The organism is Clostridium sp. UBA7339 (assembly GCF_002470865.1).
Lineage (GTDB): Bacteria > Bacillota > Clostridia > Clostridiales > Clostridiaceae > Clostridium_J > Clostridium_J sulfidigenes.
This window is the reverse complement of record NZ_DKPI01000003.1, coordinates 391,416-408,826: the sequence shown is the minus strand read 5'-3', so window position 1 is coordinate 408,826 and position 17,411 is coordinate 391,416. Positions and strand designations below refer to the sequence as shown.

Here is a 17,411-nt window from a genome sequence, read left to right as displayed (position 1 = left end):
CATTGAATTTAATGTTGGGGGTATTAATAGAAATAATATATGATATTAAAAAATTATGTGTATATTATTTTATTGAAGAATAAATGGTGGTTGGGGATTTAATGATAAAATTAAGAAAGGAAAATTATGAGCTAATTATGTAATAGCTATTGTTGATAGGTGGTAACTGTTCTAAATATCATGAAACTTAGTGATAAGTTTTTCATTATTAAAATAAATTAAATTTATGTATAGAAATGAACTAAATTTATTTTTCTCTAATAGCATGCTAATGGAAAATATACTATTTTGAAACGTTGCATAATTAGAGGTTTAATTAATTAAAGTGAGTACAGTACCAAGGAATTAATTTATCAAATATATGAATAAAGGGAGAGAGCTATAATAATGGATAAAAAGTTTGAAGAATTTCTTAATAATGATACAATAATAGTTTTTGATACCAATATATATTTAAATTTATATGAATATTCTCCGGAAGTTGCAGATAAATTTATAGAAGCTATATATTTCATAGAAAAGTATATATACATTCCAAGTACAGTTAAGAGAGAGGTTTTAAGAAATCATTTAGAGTGTAGTGGAAGACAAAAAAAGAAGTTTAAAAATGTTTCAAAGGAACTAAAAAAATTAACTGATAAATTATCAGTTCAATTAAATAAACAATTGAATATACTTGATAAATTTAAATTTCCTAAAATTGATGATTTGAAAAATAATAGTTTAGCAAAGTTATTAGAGGTAGAGAAAACTTTTGATAAGTATTTAGAAGAAAATGATGTATATGAAGTTATAAACAAGGTATTTTTGGAACAAGATAAGATATTAGAATTATTTAATGGAATTATGGATGATAAAAGAGTATTTGAAGAATTAACGGCTGATGAATTATATTCTATTTGCTCAGAAGGAAAGAATAGATATTATAAAGAGATACCACCAGGATTTAAAGATGGAAAAACTAAGGATGGAATAGATAAATATAATGATTTAATTTTATGGAAAGAAGTTTTAAAATATTGCAAAAAAAATGATAAAAATTTGATATTTGTAACTGATGATGTAAAGCCAGATTGGTGGATTGATGATGGAATAAAAAAGGAGTTTCATAGTTTTTTAATTAAAGAGTTTAAAGAAATTACTTATAAGGATATTTTTGCGCTGAATTCTCAACAGTTATATGGCATACTAGGAGAACTATATAATATATCTACACCGGATACTATTCAGACTGTTTTACAATATAGTTTACAAAAATATATTGATCAACTTATAAAGTATTCAGATTTAACATATGATATTCAATCAGAGATAGTTAATTCTGGGGAAAGATATGTTAATACAGAATCATTAACTAATTATGATGGGTCATATTTTGAGATGAAAGATGAAATTAATGATATCGATTTGATAGGTTATACATTAGAGGATTATCAAGATGGGATTGCAACCTATAATATAGTATTTGACATAAAAGTAAATGCAGAGTCTAAATGCTATTGGGGCAGAGATGATGATACAAAAGATGTTATATTGTCAGATAATTATCGTATTCATGAACTTTCAGGAGAACTTACTGTAGAAATAATGAGAGAAGTAGATAATGAATATATAGCTGATAATATAAATGATATAATAAATGAATTCAATTTTTCAGAGTTTAAGATAATGCAACTGGAATTGGAAGAAGTAGATTCCATTGATAGTGATGATTTATGTGTACAGTGTGGAAAAGATATAGGAACTGTTTTTTTTGGTGATGATGGAGAAATGGTTTGTGATGAGTGTGCTGTCCAAGATAGTGAAGGAGAAATATGTCCTAGCTGTGGAAGGAAAATGCCTTTTGAAAGCATGGCTGGAAATGGTTTTTGTATAGATTGTACAAATGAAAGTGATTATCTATAGCAAAATCGTATGCTGATAATAATGTTAAGTTAGTAAATTGTATAAGTAAAGAAATATTGGAATGAGTGTATTGAATTTAGATATTATAATATAAAAGTAATTTATTAAATTAATTAGTAAAAGGTGATATGATTAACTTATGTTAAGAGGGGAGTTGAGTGTAATGAGCGATATTAAGTCTGATATAAAGATGGAAGGGGATAGTGAAGGTTATATAACATTTGAATGTCCTTTTTGTGAGTCAGAATTTAAGCTAAATGCTGGTGAATTTCAGAATGAAGACAATGTTTTTACAGAATTATTTTGTCCTTGCTGTGGATTAACAGATGAAATCAATAAATTTTATTCAAGAGAAGTTATAGAACAGGCTGAAGCCATTGCATACAATTACATGATCGAGCAGTTAAATAAAGTGTTTAATGATTTTAAAGGAGTGTTGGAGGTAGCAAATTTATAAAAGTTGACTTTAAAGAATTAAAGAAAATATGAGAAATAAAATCAACAAAGAAAGGCTTATTAAAGATAGATGATAAAATATAAAGGTTAGATAAGAAAAACGCTATATTGTTTGAAGTATATAAAGATAGAATAATAACTAATGAAGAATTTAAAGTTATAAAAGATGAGTTAATTAGAATATACTATATGAATTTATAAAGAGTATCTTAGAGGACTTTAGTAAAGTATTAATAAAAGGTAAAAGTAGAGTGCAGAAGAAGAAGTTATTACATATGATAATTTCAGAAATTTCAATAAATGAGTTAAGAAAAATAGGGTCAATAAAACTAAAAATAAATGATAGTCTGGTAGGCTATTTAAGTAAGGAAGAAGGTGTATCTGTAAAGGGTACGCCTTCTTCTTCTATATTAAGAAATGTTGGATTAAATATACTAAATTTAAATATTGAAATATAGATTTAGCTATTTAAAAAATAAACAAAATTATAGAATTGTGAAGCTGGAAGTATATGTAGATTTTATATTAAGTGTGTTATGATAAGAAATATGATATATAAATCTATATGTGAAGACAAATTTTTTAATAAAGGATGGTTTTATGTTTGAGAATGTGTTAAATGAGACAAAGTTTAAGGATGCTATTGAATATCTAAAAAATGATAGTTTATTTACTGAGGATATAGAATATAGAATCAATAATAATATTACGATAAATTCACCTATTTATAGCTATTGTCAATCGCTTTTTTCAAGAATACTTTTTAGGTGTGCTAAATTAGAAAAGTTAGATAAGGTAATTACAATCCAAAAAAGATATTTTTCTAATATTATGATGTGTGGTATATATGACTATGAAAGTAAGATTAATAAATTAGAACAGTCTATACATTCAACACTTTGTTTAAATACAAAATATATGCGTTTTAATAAAGAAGATATGTTGAAACTATCGGAGTATAAACTATATGAATACAAGAATATGTTAAATAATTGTTTAAGAAGATGTAATAAGGAAATGCTTATACAATATTTATATATGTCTGCAAGTATAATATCATATATATCTATGAATTCTTTTTATATTTATAAATATAAATCACAAGATTCTAATGACGTAAGTAAAACATTTCTTAATTTAATTATAGATACAATAGGAATTATATTTGATGATGATTATATTTATTTAAATGATATCTTTGCTAAAGAAAAGAAAGTGTTTGAATATTTAATTCATTATATACTTAATACAGAAATAGATTATTTAGAATATTCTAATGAAGTTGATATACAACAATTAATAGAAATAGGTTCACTAATTGTTTTAGAAGTAATAATTAATGAGACATCAAAAAAGATATATAAAATTGGACATTATTTTGAATTAGTAGAAGGCAGAATATTACCTGATTCAGAATTTATAGAAAAACAGAAAAGGTATTTTGATAAATCATTAAGATACCAATATAAAACGAATAATAAAGATGTAGGCAATATAATAGATTTATTTCAAAACGTAGAGAACTATTCTCCTCTTATTTATGAGAAATATATTATTAGTAAGAATAAATTTTTAAAAGAAGATGTAATTAGTAATTTTATTGAAGCTGAATTACTTAAATTAGATATTCAGAAAGCTATAGGATTAACTAATGCTAACGTACAAAAACTATTAGATAGTCTAAGTCTTAAATCATCTAATAATGTAGAGAGAGAGATTTTAAAAGATAACAATAGATTATTTTTAACACCTCTTATTAATATAGGAAAATATTATTTAGTTTCATCTAATTTGATGATAGAGTCAGCTCATTATTTTAAAAAAAGAATCTTAAAAGGAAATTTAAGTAATAATAAAGTAAAGAAAAAAATAGAAAATAAATATGATGAAATAGAGTTACAAGAGTTAAATGATTTAATGACAACACATGGAATAGTGAATGGTATTAATAAATCACTGCAAGTAAGTGATAAGTTAAAGAAGTTATTTTATGGAAAAGGTATTACAAAAGAAGTAGATTTATATTTTATAAAATCTGGAGTATTAAATATTGTTGAATATAAAAATCATGAATTAGCTAGAAATATGTATGAGATAGTGAAATATTGTGATGAATCTGAGGATGATGTAAAAAAATATCTACGTATGGTTAACATAATAGATGAAAATAAAGAGCTACTTTTTGAGGTTTTTGGTGATGAATTTTATTCTATAAGAAAGTTTTTTGTATTTAAAAATCCTAATCCATATGTACAATTTTGTAATAGAAAAGATGTTATCCCAATGGAATATGATGACTTTTACAAAATGTGTTTGGAAGATGATATTTGAATATTGAGAGCATCAAAATTATAAATGTGTAGTGTAAGATAGCTTAGTAATTTTAAAAGTATACTATAAGTATATTAATAATACTTATATAATTAGTATTATTAAAAACCGCACTTACAACTGATACAGAGAACCTTACCATAAGTAAATTAGTTTTTGAAAATGAATTGAACCTATTCAAAGGCAGTAGTTGAGGTTAGCATAAGACAAGGGTGGCAATAGGGCCGTGTATATAGAAGGAAATCGTAGGCAAATCTCCGCACCAAGGAATACGAACTTCATATCCCTTTTTTATATTTTCCTTTTCTACCTTGGTCGACGATATCTTAAGATGAAATCTATAATAATTCTATTACTGATGTTTATGATAAAGATGATGAGTAAGTTACTATACAAGATTACCCTATTAAAATAAAAAAAGTATAATAGCCATATGATTGCAACTAGCATTCTGATGGCTATTTTTGTATTTTTAAGAGTTTATATTGTTTTATAATGTAATAATTTAAAGAAAAATGCATGGATACGGTTTGAAATTATTTCTTTAATATGGTATATTGTGGTTAATATTGAGAGTGGAGGATGATTATGAGAATAACATGTGTTTTATGCGGTGATAAAATACCAAGGCAGCCTAATATGATGTTTGTAAGCATAATAAAGGAAACTATTAAGGTTGCTAATAAAGATTACTATAATAGTTTATACACATATGAAGATAGAAGTAATAAAAAGGTTAAGCCATTCACATTTTCATATTATCTAGATAAATACGAGTTAAATGATGATGAGATAATAACTAATGGTAATATAGTGTTTAATATATCAACTTGTGATTATAAGTTTGGTATAAATCTGTACAATGGATTATTAAAGAGCTCGAGTTTTAATTATAAGGGATATATTTTAGAAAGAAAAAAAGTAAGTAATATAAAAGAGAAAGATGTAACAAGTACAGAGGAGGTTTTTAAAACTCAATCTCCTATTTGTATAAAAGATTTAAATGGAACTTTCTTAAAAATAGATGATGTTAATTTTAATGATGAGTTTAGTTATATTTGCAATGAAATAATCAAAGCAAACTTAGGAAGAGAAAGCATAGAACATATACAATTTGAACCTGTGTTGATGAAGAAGATGGTTATTAAAGAAGACATAAGAGGATATTCAGGTGATAAGAAATTTTTATATGTTAACTCATATAAGGGAGTTTTCAAATTAAAGGGACATAGAGATGATTTAAATCTATTATTGAAAAGTGGAGTAGGATTTAGAAGAAGTCAAGGGTTTGGCATGATAGAAAAAGTATAATAAGGGGGTGATAATTTGAAAATTTATTTATCAGATTGGCTATATAATTCTGGGATTTTAGGTTTATATAATGCTCTGAAGCATGGCGATAAGAATATTAAGCTCAAAAATAACTATATTGAGTTTGAAGAAGAAGAATTAGTAGGCTTTGAAGAAGATTACTTTAATTATTTGATAAGTAAGAACAATGATAATTTAACTAGCTCTAAAATAGTTGATAGGATTTTAAGTTTAGAAAGATTTAAAGATGTTGAGTTAACTGAAAAAGATATTGATAATATTAATGAATTAATCAAATACACTAAGGATAAATTTAACTCTAATAGCTATAAGAGTGCTTTTAACCTAGTCGGTGTTACGAATGAAGTAGAGTTAATTGTTAAAGAGTTAAAGGTGATAAAAATATCAAAAAAACAATGTGTTGATTCTGTTAAAGATGAAGTTTATTCACAAATAATCACTCTTTATAAAATTAAAGATATATTAACAAGAGAAAATACAGAAAAATATGTTAAAGCTAAAAATGTTATGTACGACATCATAGATAAGTTTTGGAGTGGAGTAGGAATTTTACATAAGACCAAAAATAATGATGATATGTACAAGGTTTATCAAGATTATTTTTTGAATAGTGCAAAAGTTTATAATAAGGATAATAAAGGTAAATATTGGTGTATGACATGTAATAATCCATTAAAAAGTCTTTCAGAGAGTTATAATTTAAGCTGGCTTGAAAAAATGGGGGCAGACATGAATAAAAAGAGTTCTCATTTTTGGAATTTAAATGGTGATAGTTATATATGTCCAATATGTAATTTAGTTTACTCATGTATACCGCTAGGATTTAATTTTGTACTTGGTAAGGGAATATTTATAAATAATAATTCAAGTGTGAAAAAATTATTAAATGCTAATAAGACAGCTGGAAAGATAAGTACAGTGGATGATGTGGAAGAACAATCATATTTTAATATTTTAGATGATATGGAGCAGGATGCTATAGAAAAGAATAGGTTTGAAATAGATAATATTCAAGTTGTTAGATATGACTCTGAAAATTCATCAAGACCATACACATTCAATATACTTTCAAAAAGTAAGCTAGAGGTAATATACAAATATAAAGATATTTTATCTAGACTTATAAATATGTATGTAGAGATAGATGGCTATTATATAAATCTTTACAGGGAAGTGTTAAAGAGATTATATGAAAATAGAAATATGTATGACTTAATATATTTATTGCTTAAGAAAGAACATGGAAGTAAGACATCAGATTACACATATGTGATAAAAAATATTCTAAGATTGAACTTAACATTAAATGAAAGGGGAGGAGAACGATCTATGGCAAATTATTACAAAATTGATAGATTTACTAAGTACGGTCAAAAGGTTAAAAAGGAATATGAGGATAAGAATTCAGAAAATAAATTAGCAGGCATATCATATAGATTATTAAATGCCTTAAAGGTGAACAACTCAGATAAATTTATGGATACTTTAATAAACTCATACATGTATATAGGAATGGAGATACCAACAGAATTTAGTAATGTATTGTTAAATGATGATGAGTTTAAGTCAGCAGGATATGCCTTCATGGTTGGATTACAGGGTAAAAATTATAAGGAAAATAGTGAGGAGGAGAGCAAGTAATGGAAGCAAAGGGATTAACTGTAAGTATGATATTTGAAGCACAAAGTGCTAACTATGGTGAAGGTGTAGGAAATGTAACTTCTCTTAAAAAATTAACAAGGGGAAATGGAGAAAGCTACACATATATATCACGTCAAGCTATGAGGTATAACATGGTTAATCAAATGGGTATTGATACGACTAAGTTAGATTTAGATAAAGAGGTTATACAATTTTCAGTTGATGCAACAATAATGGACAGTGCAGAAATTGATTTATTTGGATATATGAAAACTAAAAAGCCAGTAAGAACAAGAGCTGCAGCATGTAGATTATCAAATGCAGTATCCTTAGAAAGTTTTAATTCAGATTTGGATTTTTTAACTAATAAAGGGTTATTAGATAGATATAATGAAACAGCAGAGAAGAAAAAAGATGGAGGAAACATTGCTCAAACTGAAATTCATAAATCATACTATGCTTACACAATAACTATTGACTTAGATAAGGTAGGAATTGATGGAGAGTATGAAGTTAGCAATGAAGAAAAGTGTAAAAGAGTTAACTTGTTATTAGACACTATAAAATTTTTATATAGAGATATAAAAGGAAGAAGAGAAACTCTATCTCCTATATTTGCAATAGGTGGTATTTATAGTAGGAAAAATCCATTCTTTGAAAATAAATTAGTAATCAAAAATAATAAGATAGTAACTGAAGCTTTAGAGGGTGTATTATCATTAGATAATGCTATTAAAGATAATACAAGGGTAGGATTAATAAAAGGAATCTTTAATAATGATAATAATATAATGGAAAGATTAAATGCTATGGGCATGGGAGAATTCTTTAATGAATTAAACTCAGAAGTAACAAGCTATTATAATAGATAGGTGATTATAATGGAGAAAAAAGCTATAAGAATAAGGCTTAACCAAAACCTTGTAAATTATAAAAAACCTACAAGTTTTCAGTTAAAGGAAACTTATCCATTACCACCTTATTCAACAATAATTGGAATGATACACTATATATGCGATTTCAAAGAATATAAACCTATGGACATTTCTGTTCAGGGAGAATACCATTCAAAAGTAAATGACTTGTATACAAGATATGAGTTTGCAGGGGCAAAATATGAATCAGATAGACATCAAGTTAAAATAAATACAATTGAAAATGGCAAGGAAGTTGCTTATGGAGTTACAAGAGGAGTTACAACAGCAGAACTTTTAACAGATGTAAATTTACTTATACACATAGTTCCAGAGGATAAAACCTTAGTAGATAAAATCTATAATTCACTTTTAAACCCCAGAGAATACATTTCTTTAGGAAGAAGAGAAGACTTAGCAAGAGTTGATGAGGTGAAAATAGTAACAATAAGAACTGAAGATAGAGACGAATCTTCAACTCTAGCATTGGACGCATTTATACCTTTAGAAAAGAATGAAAATATTATAAATGATAAGACTGGTGGAAGTATCTATAATATAACAAAATGTTATGAAAAAGTAGAGATTAAAAAAAGTACTGAATTTAGAAAATGGAGAAAAGTAGAAGTTATCCATAGTAACAAAGGTAGAGATATTGATGATGGAGAAATAGAAGTAGATGAGGATGGCAATATAGTATTTCTAGCTTAAGGTAGGGTTTTACCCTATCTTTTATTTTAATGTGAGGTGTTTCCATGGAGAATATGTATATAGCAAAAAGTAACCCGATTCAAACTATACAAGAGCATACAGATGAGTTACTAAATCAATTAAAAGTTCTAAAATTTATATATGGTGATAAAATTAAGTTTATAGATTGGGAGATATTAAGACTTTCTTGTATATACCACGACTTAGGAAAGATGAACTCAAAGTTTCAGAATAAAATAATGAAAGCTCAAAAGTTTAATAAAAAACTAGAAGATTTAACAGGCGTTAGTGATGAAGTGACTCATGGATATCTGAGCGTTGCTTTTTTACAAAGAAAAGAATTAAAGAGGATTTATGATGAGGATGAGCTTAAAATACTATATCAAAGTATTTACTATCATCATGTAAGAGAAAAAGAAAAAAATGAAGATAATATAAAAGCTATAGTTAAAGGTGAATTAATAAATTACTTTAAAGAATTCCAATATGATAAATTGCCTGAAGGTAGAGAAATGTATCCTTCAAATTCAAGATACACCAGTAATAGAATTTCTATGGGTGACATTGATTTTGATAACTTAGAGGATGACAATGAAGAACAAGAGAAATTAAATTTAGCCTATAAATATGTTGTAAATAAAGGATTATTAAATAAGATAGATTTTGCAGCAAGTTCTAATAAAGATGTAATTGTTGAATTAGAAAATAAAGAACTGGAATTAAGAGTTAGAGAATTAATAGAAGGCTTTGGCACAATGAATAAATTACAAGAATTTATGTATAAGAATAATAATAAAAACATAATATCAGTAGCATCTACAGGAATAGGAAAAACAGAAGCTGGACTCTTATGGATTGGAGATAATAAAGGGTTCTTTATTCTTCCTTTAAGAGTTTCTATAAATGCAATATATAAAAGGATATTAGAGAAAATTAAATTTCCTAAAGAATTAACAGGGTTACTTCATTCTGAAACTTTATCGGAGTATGTAAAAATGTCAGACGTTGAAGTAGATTTAGATTATGTGGAAAGAACAAAACAACTAAGCTTGCCTTTAACAATATGTACCTTAGATCAGTTAGTAGATTTTATTTTTAAGTATGAAGGGTATGAACTAAAACTAGCAACATTATCATATTCCAAAATAGTAATTGATGAAATTCAAATGTTTTCACCACAACTGGTAGCGTTTTTAATAACAGCTTTAAGATACATAAATGATGTAGGTGGTAAGTTTGCAATATTAACAGCTACATTCCCACCAATATTCGAGTATTTTATAAAAAGAGAGTTAGGGGAAAAAGCATATATTAAGGCAGAAAAATCATTTATTAAGCTTAATAGTAAAGGTAAATCAATATTAAGACATAGAGCAAGTGTTTTAGAAAAACCCATAGATGTAGATGATATAATAGATAAACATCATAACAAGAAGGTTTTAGTAATTGTTAATACAGTTAAAACAGCTCAAGATTTATACGATGAAATTGTAAATAGAAATATTCAATGTAATGTGAACTTATTTCATTCTCAATTTATAAAAAGAGACAGAAGAAAAAAAGAGTCTGAGATATTATATATGGGAGAAAAAGATAATGATGATACTGGAATATGGATAACAACTCAAGTTGTAGAAGCTAGTGTAGACATAGACTTCGACATATTATTTACGGAGTTGTCCGATATTTGTGGATTATTTCAAAGAATGGGAAGAGTGTATAGAGGTAGAGATTATAACAGTGAACAATCTAATATATATATTTATACAGGTGGGGATGTAAAACCATCAGGAGTTTCAGAAAAGGTAGGAAAAGGCATAATAGACTATGATATTTTTAAGTTATCTAAAGAAGCTATAGCTGGATGGATCCATAAAGAAATTTTTGAAGAGTATAAAATGAAACTAGTAGAAGATATTTATACTGTTAGTAATTTGAAGAAATCAAATTACTTCAAAATTATTAAAGAAACTTTAGAAGACTTAAAACACATAGAGGACTATAGTATAGAAAAAAGCAACATAGACTTAAGAGGAATAGACAGTAAAACTATAATGCCTAAAGCAATCTATGATGCTAATAAAGAAGAAATAAAAGAAATTATTGAGATGCTAAGTGATAAAAATAGTAAATATACTGTATCGGATTCTATAAAGCTAAAAGATAAGATTATGGATTTAACAGTCTCCATAGATATTAGGAAGTATAAAGTTTTAGAAAGAGCAGGAAGAATTAAAAATAGAATTGTAATTAACAAATACAATGAAATCATTATTGGAGATACTGAATATACCTATGAAAAAGGGACAAGAATAGAGAAAGAAAAAAAAGGATTTGATGAGGAGGAGCAGTTTCTATAATGTTACAATATAATTTTGAAGATTATAAAACCAGTGGTACAAAAGTAAACTATTATTATATTTGCAAAAGAAAACTTTGGCTGTTCTCTAAAAATATATGCTTTGAAGAAGAAAATGATAGAGTGATTCAAGGAAAGGTTTTACATGAAAAAGCTTATAACAAAGAAAAAAATAAAGAAGTGACGGTAGATGAAAATATAAAATTAGATATATTAAATAGCAAATATATTAGAGAAATAAAGCTATCATCAAGGATGCCAGAATCAGATAGAAAGCAGTTAATGTACTATCTTTATTATTTAAAGAACTTAGATATAGAAAAAAAGGGAAAAATAAACTATACATTAGAAAAACGTATAGAAGAGGTAGAGCTAACACCTGAAGATATAGTAGAAATCGAAGAAACACTTGTAAATATTAGAAAAATAGAAAGTTCAGATAAAATTCCTAAACCCATAAATAGTTCCATATGTAAAAAGTGTTCTTATTATGAATTCTGTTATGTAAAGGAAGGTGAATTAGGTGAATAGAGATTATTTTATGTTCTCCAGTGGTAGATTAAAAAGAAAGGATAACACTATATGCTTTGATTCAGATGAAACAGGTAAGAAATATATACCAGTAGAGCAAGTGGATAGCATTAGCCTATTTGGAGAAATAGATTTAAACACCAAAATGATAAACTTTGCTGGAAGTAATGGAGTAATATTAAACTTCTTTAATTATTATGGGTTCTATTCAGGAAGTTTTTGTCCAAGAAAGAAAAATGTATCAGGACTTTTAGTAGTAAAGCAATCACAGCACTATTAAATGCTTTAATATCATTTGGAAATGGAATGATGTATTCAACTGTATTGTGTGAACTTTATAAAACACAGTTGGATCCAACAGTAAGTTACTTGCATGAGCCTTCAACAAAAAGATTTTCATTAACACTAGATATTTCAGAAATATTTAAACCTATAATTGTAGATTCTATAATATTTAGCATGGTAAATAACAATATGATTAAAGAAAGTGATTTTGATTATATGGATGAAATTTGCTATTTAAATGAAATAGGTAAGAAGAAATTTATACGAGAATTTGAGAAAAAGTTAGATACTACAATAAAACATAGAAGCTTAAATAGAAGTGTATCATACAGAACTTTTATAAAGCTAGAATGTTATAAGATAATAAAACATCTTATAGGTGATGAAATTTATAAGCCACTAAAAGTTTGGTGGTAAGGAGGTATATGTATATGTTTGTAATATTGACCTATGATGTTAATGAAAAAAGAGTTAATAGAGTTAGAAAGATATTAAGAAAATATTTGATATGGACACAAAATTCAGTATTTGAGGGTGAAATAACTCAAGGTGCACTAACCAAATGTGTTGAGGAACTTAGAAAGACAATGGATAAACATGAAGACTCATTATATGTTTATCGGGTTAAAAATTCAAATAATATAAAGAAAGAAGTAGTTGGAATAGATAGAAATGTAATGGATATTTTTATGTGATATTTTGATTTGCAGTAAACCTAGAAATTATCAAACTACCATCAAACATAGTAATAATGCCAAGAATAAAGAAAAAACTAGAATATAAAAAAACTTACTAAGGGTTAACTGCAAAAATCGTAATTTTAACATATTGCTGACCAGGCTAAATACATGTAAAATAGAGGGAAGAAGAGATATTATTATTTAGGTTTTTCATTAACTATGTGGTATGTAAATGGAGCACCAACCGCAGAAGAACTCCGAAGGGCAGAAGTTTTTCATTAACTATGTGGTATGTAAATGATACAGAAGAGAGTCATCTATATAAAGATTGGGAAGTTTTTCATTAACTATGTGGTATGTAAATAGAGTTGAAGTCTATTTGATTTAATAAACTAAAATGGGTTTTTCATTAACTATGTGGTATGTAAATCATTGAGAACACTTACTATATATAGCCATTACTTCTTGTTTTTCATTAACTATGTGGTATGTAAATTCGGATACAGTCCCATTGTCCTCAGTAATATTACTTGTTTTTCATTAACTATGTGGTATGTAAATATAATGAAGATAAATTTTTAAGTAATGAGTACTTGGGTTTTTCATTAACTATGTGGTATGTAAATTCTTTGGAGATAGTGGCTCACCACTTTCATTAATTGAGTTTTTCATTAACTATGTGGTATGTAAATTTAATAATGGATTACATGATAACTAAAAGGTCAAGTATGTTTTTCATTAACTATGTGGTATGTAAATTTAATTACAGCCTGTTCTGCTCTACTTATTTCCCTAGTTTTTCATTAACTATGTAGATATTAAATTTGTGACTTTTTAAAAAATTAAAAAAGAAGTAAAACAGATTATTATAAATATTTTAAGAAAAAAGCTTAAATATATTCAAGTAAATATGATATAAGCTGTAAATAACTTACATCAAAAAAATTTTAATCAAAAAAATCCTCCCACATCACCCCCTAAAATATATACATATTTAAATATATCCCTAGTTAAATATAGAAAATTTTATATAGTTTAATAGGGATATATTTAAAATTTTACCTAGGAAACTAGTTAAATATGAACCTAGTTAACTATATAACTAGTTAACTAGTTGTTGGCGCTGTGAGGGTTTGCGAGTTTTTTGAATATTTTTTATATGTATTTTAATAATTTAATAGGAACAAAATTTATTCATTTTGTTCCTAATTTGGGGAATGGGTAACATTTTAGTGATGACGTGTCTTGTTGGAGTCACTTGCTCATGGTTTTATTTATAATTGTACTATCATTACATTTTCATCCCATATTATTTCATCAGTTTCTTTAAAACCAACACTTTCATATAACTTCTTTGCAGATATATTTTGGGGAGAAACTGTTGTATAGAATTTTATATTGCCATATTCAACTTTTATTAAGTCAAGCAATTTTAGCATTGATTTTTTTCCTAATCCTTTACCTTGAAACTTTTTATCAATCATAAACCTAAGTAACATTGGTTTACTCGTATCTTCTTCAATTCCATATAAAAGAAGTCCAATTAGCATATCATCATCATAAATGCATTTTGCATTCCAATTTTCATATAATAAACTTAAAATGATTGAGTTATAATTTGGTGCAACAATTCCTTCTTGTTCTTTATAAACCTCTAAATTATTACATTCATACCAATTTTCTTTTGTTACTTGTTTTAGCATAATTCCCATAGAGTTTCCTCCCTATTTTTAGATTTGAGATAATAAAATCAAATAAATCTCTAGATGTTATTTTGATTTGTTATGGTTTACATATACGACCTATTTATTAGTGTATCATTATAGTAAATGTAATACAAATTATTATAAAATATTGAAATATATCCCTTATCCAGCAAGAGGAAAACAATCCTTTGAAGACTAGAAACTTATGAACCTTTATTTAACTCAAAAAGAGAAACACTATAATGAATAGCTATAAGTATTTATGCGACAAGTTATTGACAACTTACGTATAATATATATATGATAATACATAATAGTAAAAAATTATGCTATTTAATTTTAATCCGATGACTATCAGCTCTAATACTCCTATCGCACTCTGTGAAAGCGATTAGCACCAAATCAGAGATTTGGGCTCTCTGCTTTTCTTCAAGGTTGGAGTAAAGAGCTGTTACGTCCCTGGATAAGGATTTCCCCTAAAGGACAACGACTTCTAAGTATCAAAAATACTGATACTAAGAATTCTGTTAGTAAAGCTTTAGAGAAGCTTATAACTCTCTTTATATAATATATGATTGGAGAAGTTGATATGAGTAATAGGATGTTAGATAAAAATAATATACCTACGGAAAAAGAGATTTTTGAATTCATTGGAAATGATACGAAAAAGTTATTGAAGCAATTTGAAGAAACCTTTGATAAACAATATGATATGCAAAAGGAATTAAAGTTCCCATTTGGAAATAATTACGGTTGGGGATATAAGTATTCCCATAAAACCAAGCACTTATGTTATATCTTTTTTGAAAGTGGCGATATAGATGTAATGATGCAAATAAGTTCAAAAGATAAGGAAAAACTCAATGAAGTAATTAATGGGGGTTTATCTTTAACTAAAGAATTATGGAAGAATAAATATCCTTGTAGTGATGGTGGATGGATTAATTACAGACCTAAAACAAAGGAAGATATAGAAGAGATAATAAGATTATTAGCTTTTAAAAAGAAGCCTGTTGTAAAGTAATACTAAATTTAATCTCCGCTCTTTACCTATTATTTGAAGTCCTTCACTGGCAAATTTATTAGAATAGATTATTAATTGATTAAAAGAGTTGTTCTTTGCAGGAGGGGCACTTTTTTTCTTTGCTTTTAACTTCTATATCAAGACTAAGGAATCTAAGCTTAATTTTTAATTGATGCAACCACTGGTTTACAGCAAAAGTAACTAATATATGCTTGTATAATAGCAAATAGATAGAGATAATTATACATGAGGTGATTACTTTGAATTTTAAAGAAAATCTAAAAAAATTAAGGAAAGAAAAAAATATATCACAAGAACAACTTGCAGAAAAGTTAAATATATCACGTCAAGCAATTTCAAAGTGGGAATCAGGTAAAGCATATCCAGATATAGATAACCTTATATTATTAAGGGATATATTTAATGTTAGTTTAGATGAGTTGATAGTTAATGAAAAGGCAGATAAAGAAAAAAGCATAAATCAAGAAGAGCATGTATCTAGTGATAATAGTGATAGTTATGATGAAGAGGATGAGGATGAAGATTCAGTAAATTTAATGCTTGGAGGTTTTATAATCGGGACAGGTGTTGGTGTGATTACAGGGAATTTTATGTGGGGAACTGCAGGGACTTTTATAGGTATGGGAATAGGATATGTGTTAGAAGTTATTAGAAGAAAGAATAAAGAAAAGAGATAATTTTATTTTTTAGCGGGGTATGGTGTATGGAAATATTAAAAGTTAATGGGTTAACTAAAGTATATGCTTCATTTAAGGGAGCTAAAGAAGTTAGTGCTTTAAATGGGTTAAATTTCACTATTAATAGTGGTGAATTTGTAGGCATAATGGGGCCAAGTGGAAGTGGAAAGAGTACTTTACTTAACATTCTCTCAGGTGTAGATAAGGGTACTTCAGGTAATGTGATTATTAATAATAATGATATTAGTGAAATGAAAAAGGACAAACTTGCTTTATTTAGAAGAAAAAATATTGGATATATTTTTCAAGAGTTTAATTTATTAGATAGTTTAACTGTTGAAGAGAATATATCATTACCTCTTATATTAGATAAGAAAGATCAAAGTGAAATAGAAAATCGTTTAAATGATCTTATGAAGTATTTTAATATATTAGATTTAAAGAAAAAGTATCCTTATAATATTTCAGGTGGTCAAAGGCAAAGAGTTGCTGCTGCAAGAGCACTAATTAATAATCCTAGTATAATCTTTGCAGATGAGCCAACAGGAAATTTAGATTCAAAATCGGCAAATGATGTTATGACAACTATAGCCAAAATGAATGATGAAAAAAGTAGTACAGTGTTAATGGTAACCCATGATCCCTTTGCAGCTTCTTTCTGTAAAAGAATTATATTTATAAAAGATGGAAAAATAAAAATGGAAATTACCTCTGATGGGAACCGAAAGAAATTATTTGATAAAATTCTAGAAGTTCAAAGTCTTATAGGAGGAGATAATTAATGACCTTTCATGCTATCATAAAAAAGAACTTTTTCTATAATTTTTATAAATATATA

At 26.6% G+C, this 17,411-nt stretch carries 15 protein-coding genes, 1 pseudogene and 1 CRISPR repeat array; of the genes and pseudogenes, 15 read left to right on the top strand and 1 reads right to left on the bottom strand.

Annotated features, from left to right (window positions below; genetic code table 11):
- The first annotated feature begins 387 nt into the window (after nucleotides 1–387).
- From B2S02_RS02360 to cas2, 12 genes and pseudogenes are all read left to right on the top strand, one after another.
- A complete protein-coding gene (locus B2S02_RS02360; RefSeq protein WP_346920212.1) occupies nucleotides 388–1,905 on the top strand; it encodes a PIN-like domain-containing protein in 1,518 nt (505 codons plus the stop codon).
- Between the two features lie 163 nt (nucleotides 1,906–2,068).
- Nucleotides 2,069–2,362, top strand: coding sequence for a hypothetical protein (locus tag B2S02_RS02355; protein WP_346920211.1), 294 nt, complete (start codon nucleotides 2,069–2,071; stop codon nucleotides 2,360–2,362).
- 274 nt (nucleotides 2,363–2,636) lie between these two features.
- On the top strand, nucleotides 2,637–2,819 hold the full coding sequence (locus B2S02_RS02350; protein WP_346920210.1) for a hypothetical protein: 183 nt from the start codon (nucleotides 2,637–2,639) through the stop codon (nucleotides 2,817–2,819).
- A 142-nt stretch (nucleotides 2,820–2,961) separates the two neighbouring features.
- Nucleotides 2,962–4,692 (top strand): hypothetical protein, encoded by a 1,731-nt coding sequence (locus tag B2S02_RS02345; protein ID WP_346920209.1) that lies wholly within the window; start codon nucleotides 2,962–2,964, stop codon nucleotides 4,690–4,692.
- A gap of 588 nt (nucleotides 4,693–5,280) precedes the next feature.
- Nucleotides 5,281–6,003, top strand: coding sequence for a CRISPR-associated endoribonuclease Cas6 (gene cas6, locus B2S02_RS02340; RefSeq protein ID WP_346920208.1), 723 nt, complete (start codon nucleotides 5,281–5,283; stop codon nucleotides 6,001–6,003).
- Nucleotides 6,004–6,018: 15 nt separating this feature from the next.
- Nucleotides 6,019–7,665 (top strand): type I-B CRISPR-associated protein Cas8b1/Cst1, encoded by a 1,647-nt coding sequence (cas8a1, locus tag B2S02_RS02335; protein WP_346920207.1) that lies wholly within the window; start codon nucleotides 6,019–6,021, stop codon nucleotides 7,663–7,665.
- Nucleotides 7,665–8,537 (top strand): type I-B CRISPR-associated protein Cas7/Cst2/DevR, encoded by an 873-nt coding sequence (gene cas7i / locus B2S02_RS02330; protein WP_346920206.1) that lies wholly within the window; start codon nucleotides 7,665–7,667, stop codon nucleotides 8,535–8,537. The genes cas8a1 and cas7i overlap by 1 nt, the downstream gene beginning before the upstream one ends.
- Nucleotides 8,538–8,546: 9 nt before the next feature.
- Entirely contained in the window at nucleotides 8,547–9,290 is a 744-nt protein-coding gene (cas5b, locus tag B2S02_RS02325; protein ID WP_346892994.1) for a type I-B CRISPR-associated protein Cas5b, read from the top strand.
- 44 nt (nucleotides 9,291–9,334) lie between these two features.
- Complete coding sequence (gene cas3 / locus B2S02_RS02320) at nucleotides 9,335–11,650, top strand: CRISPR-associated helicase Cas3' (protein ID WP_346920205.1); 2,316 nt, start codon at nucleotides 9,335–9,337, stop codon at nucleotides 11,648–11,650.
- Complete coding sequence (cas4, locus tag B2S02_RS02315) at nucleotides 11,650–12,180, top strand: CRISPR-associated protein Cas4 (protein WP_346892998.1); 531 nt, start codon at nucleotides 11,650–11,652, stop codon at nucleotides 12,178–12,180. The genes cas3 and cas4 overlap by 1 nt, the downstream gene beginning before the upstream one ends.
- Nucleotides 12,173–12,882, top strand: a pseudogene (gene cas1, locus B2S02_RS02310) (CRISPR-associated endonuclease Cas1). Before cas4 ends, cas1 begins: the two are co-directional and overlap by 8 nt.
- 14 nt (nucleotides 12,883–12,896) lie before the next feature.
- A complete protein-coding gene (cas2, locus tag B2S02_RS02305; RefSeq protein WP_346893002.1) occupies nucleotides 12,897–13,160 on the top strand; it encodes a CRISPR-associated endonuclease Cas2 in 264 nt (87 codons plus the stop codon).
- Nucleotides 13,161–13,350: 190 nt separating this feature from the next.
- Nucleotides 13,351–13,969: a CRISPR direct-repeat array (repeat unit 29 nt; unit sequence GTTTTTCATTAACTATGTGGTATGTAAAT).
- A 450-nt stretch (nucleotides 13,970–14,419) separates the two neighbouring features.
- On the opposite strand, the gene B2S02_RS02300 is transcribed toward cas2, so the two are convergent.
- Nucleotides 14,420–14,857 (bottom strand): GNAT family N-acetyltransferase, encoded by a 438-nt coding sequence (locus B2S02_RS02300; RefSeq protein WP_346893004.1) that lies wholly within the window; start codon nucleotides 14,855–14,857, stop codon nucleotides 14,420–14,422.
- Between the two features lie 583 nt (nucleotides 14,858–15,440).
- Between B2S02_RS02300 and B2S02_RS02295 the strand changes: the two genes are divergently transcribed.
- The 3 genes from B2S02_RS02295 to B2S02_RS02285 all read left to right on the top strand — a co-directional run bounded on the left by B2S02_RS02295 (nucleotide 15,441) and on the right by B2S02_RS02285 (nucleotide 17,355).
- Nucleotides 15,441–15,875: a DUF3788 family protein gene (locus B2S02_RS02295; protein WP_346879393.1), complete on the top strand. Its 435-nt coding sequence runs from the start codon at nucleotides 15,441–15,443 to the stop codon at nucleotides 15,873–15,875.
- Between the two features lie 260 nt (nucleotides 15,876–16,135).
- A complete protein-coding gene (locus B2S02_RS02290; RefSeq protein WP_414632274.1) occupies nucleotides 16,136–16,573 on the top strand; it encodes a helix-turn-helix domain-containing protein in 438 nt (145 codons plus the stop codon).
- Between the two features lie 26 nt (nucleotides 16,574–16,599).
- On the top strand, nucleotides 16,600–17,355 hold the full coding sequence (locus B2S02_RS02285) for an ABC transporter ATP-binding protein (RefSeq protein WP_346893008.1): 756 nt from the start codon (nucleotides 16,600–16,602) through the stop codon (nucleotides 17,353–17,355).
- The last annotated feature ends 56 nt before the right edge of the window (nucleotides 17,356–17,411 follow it).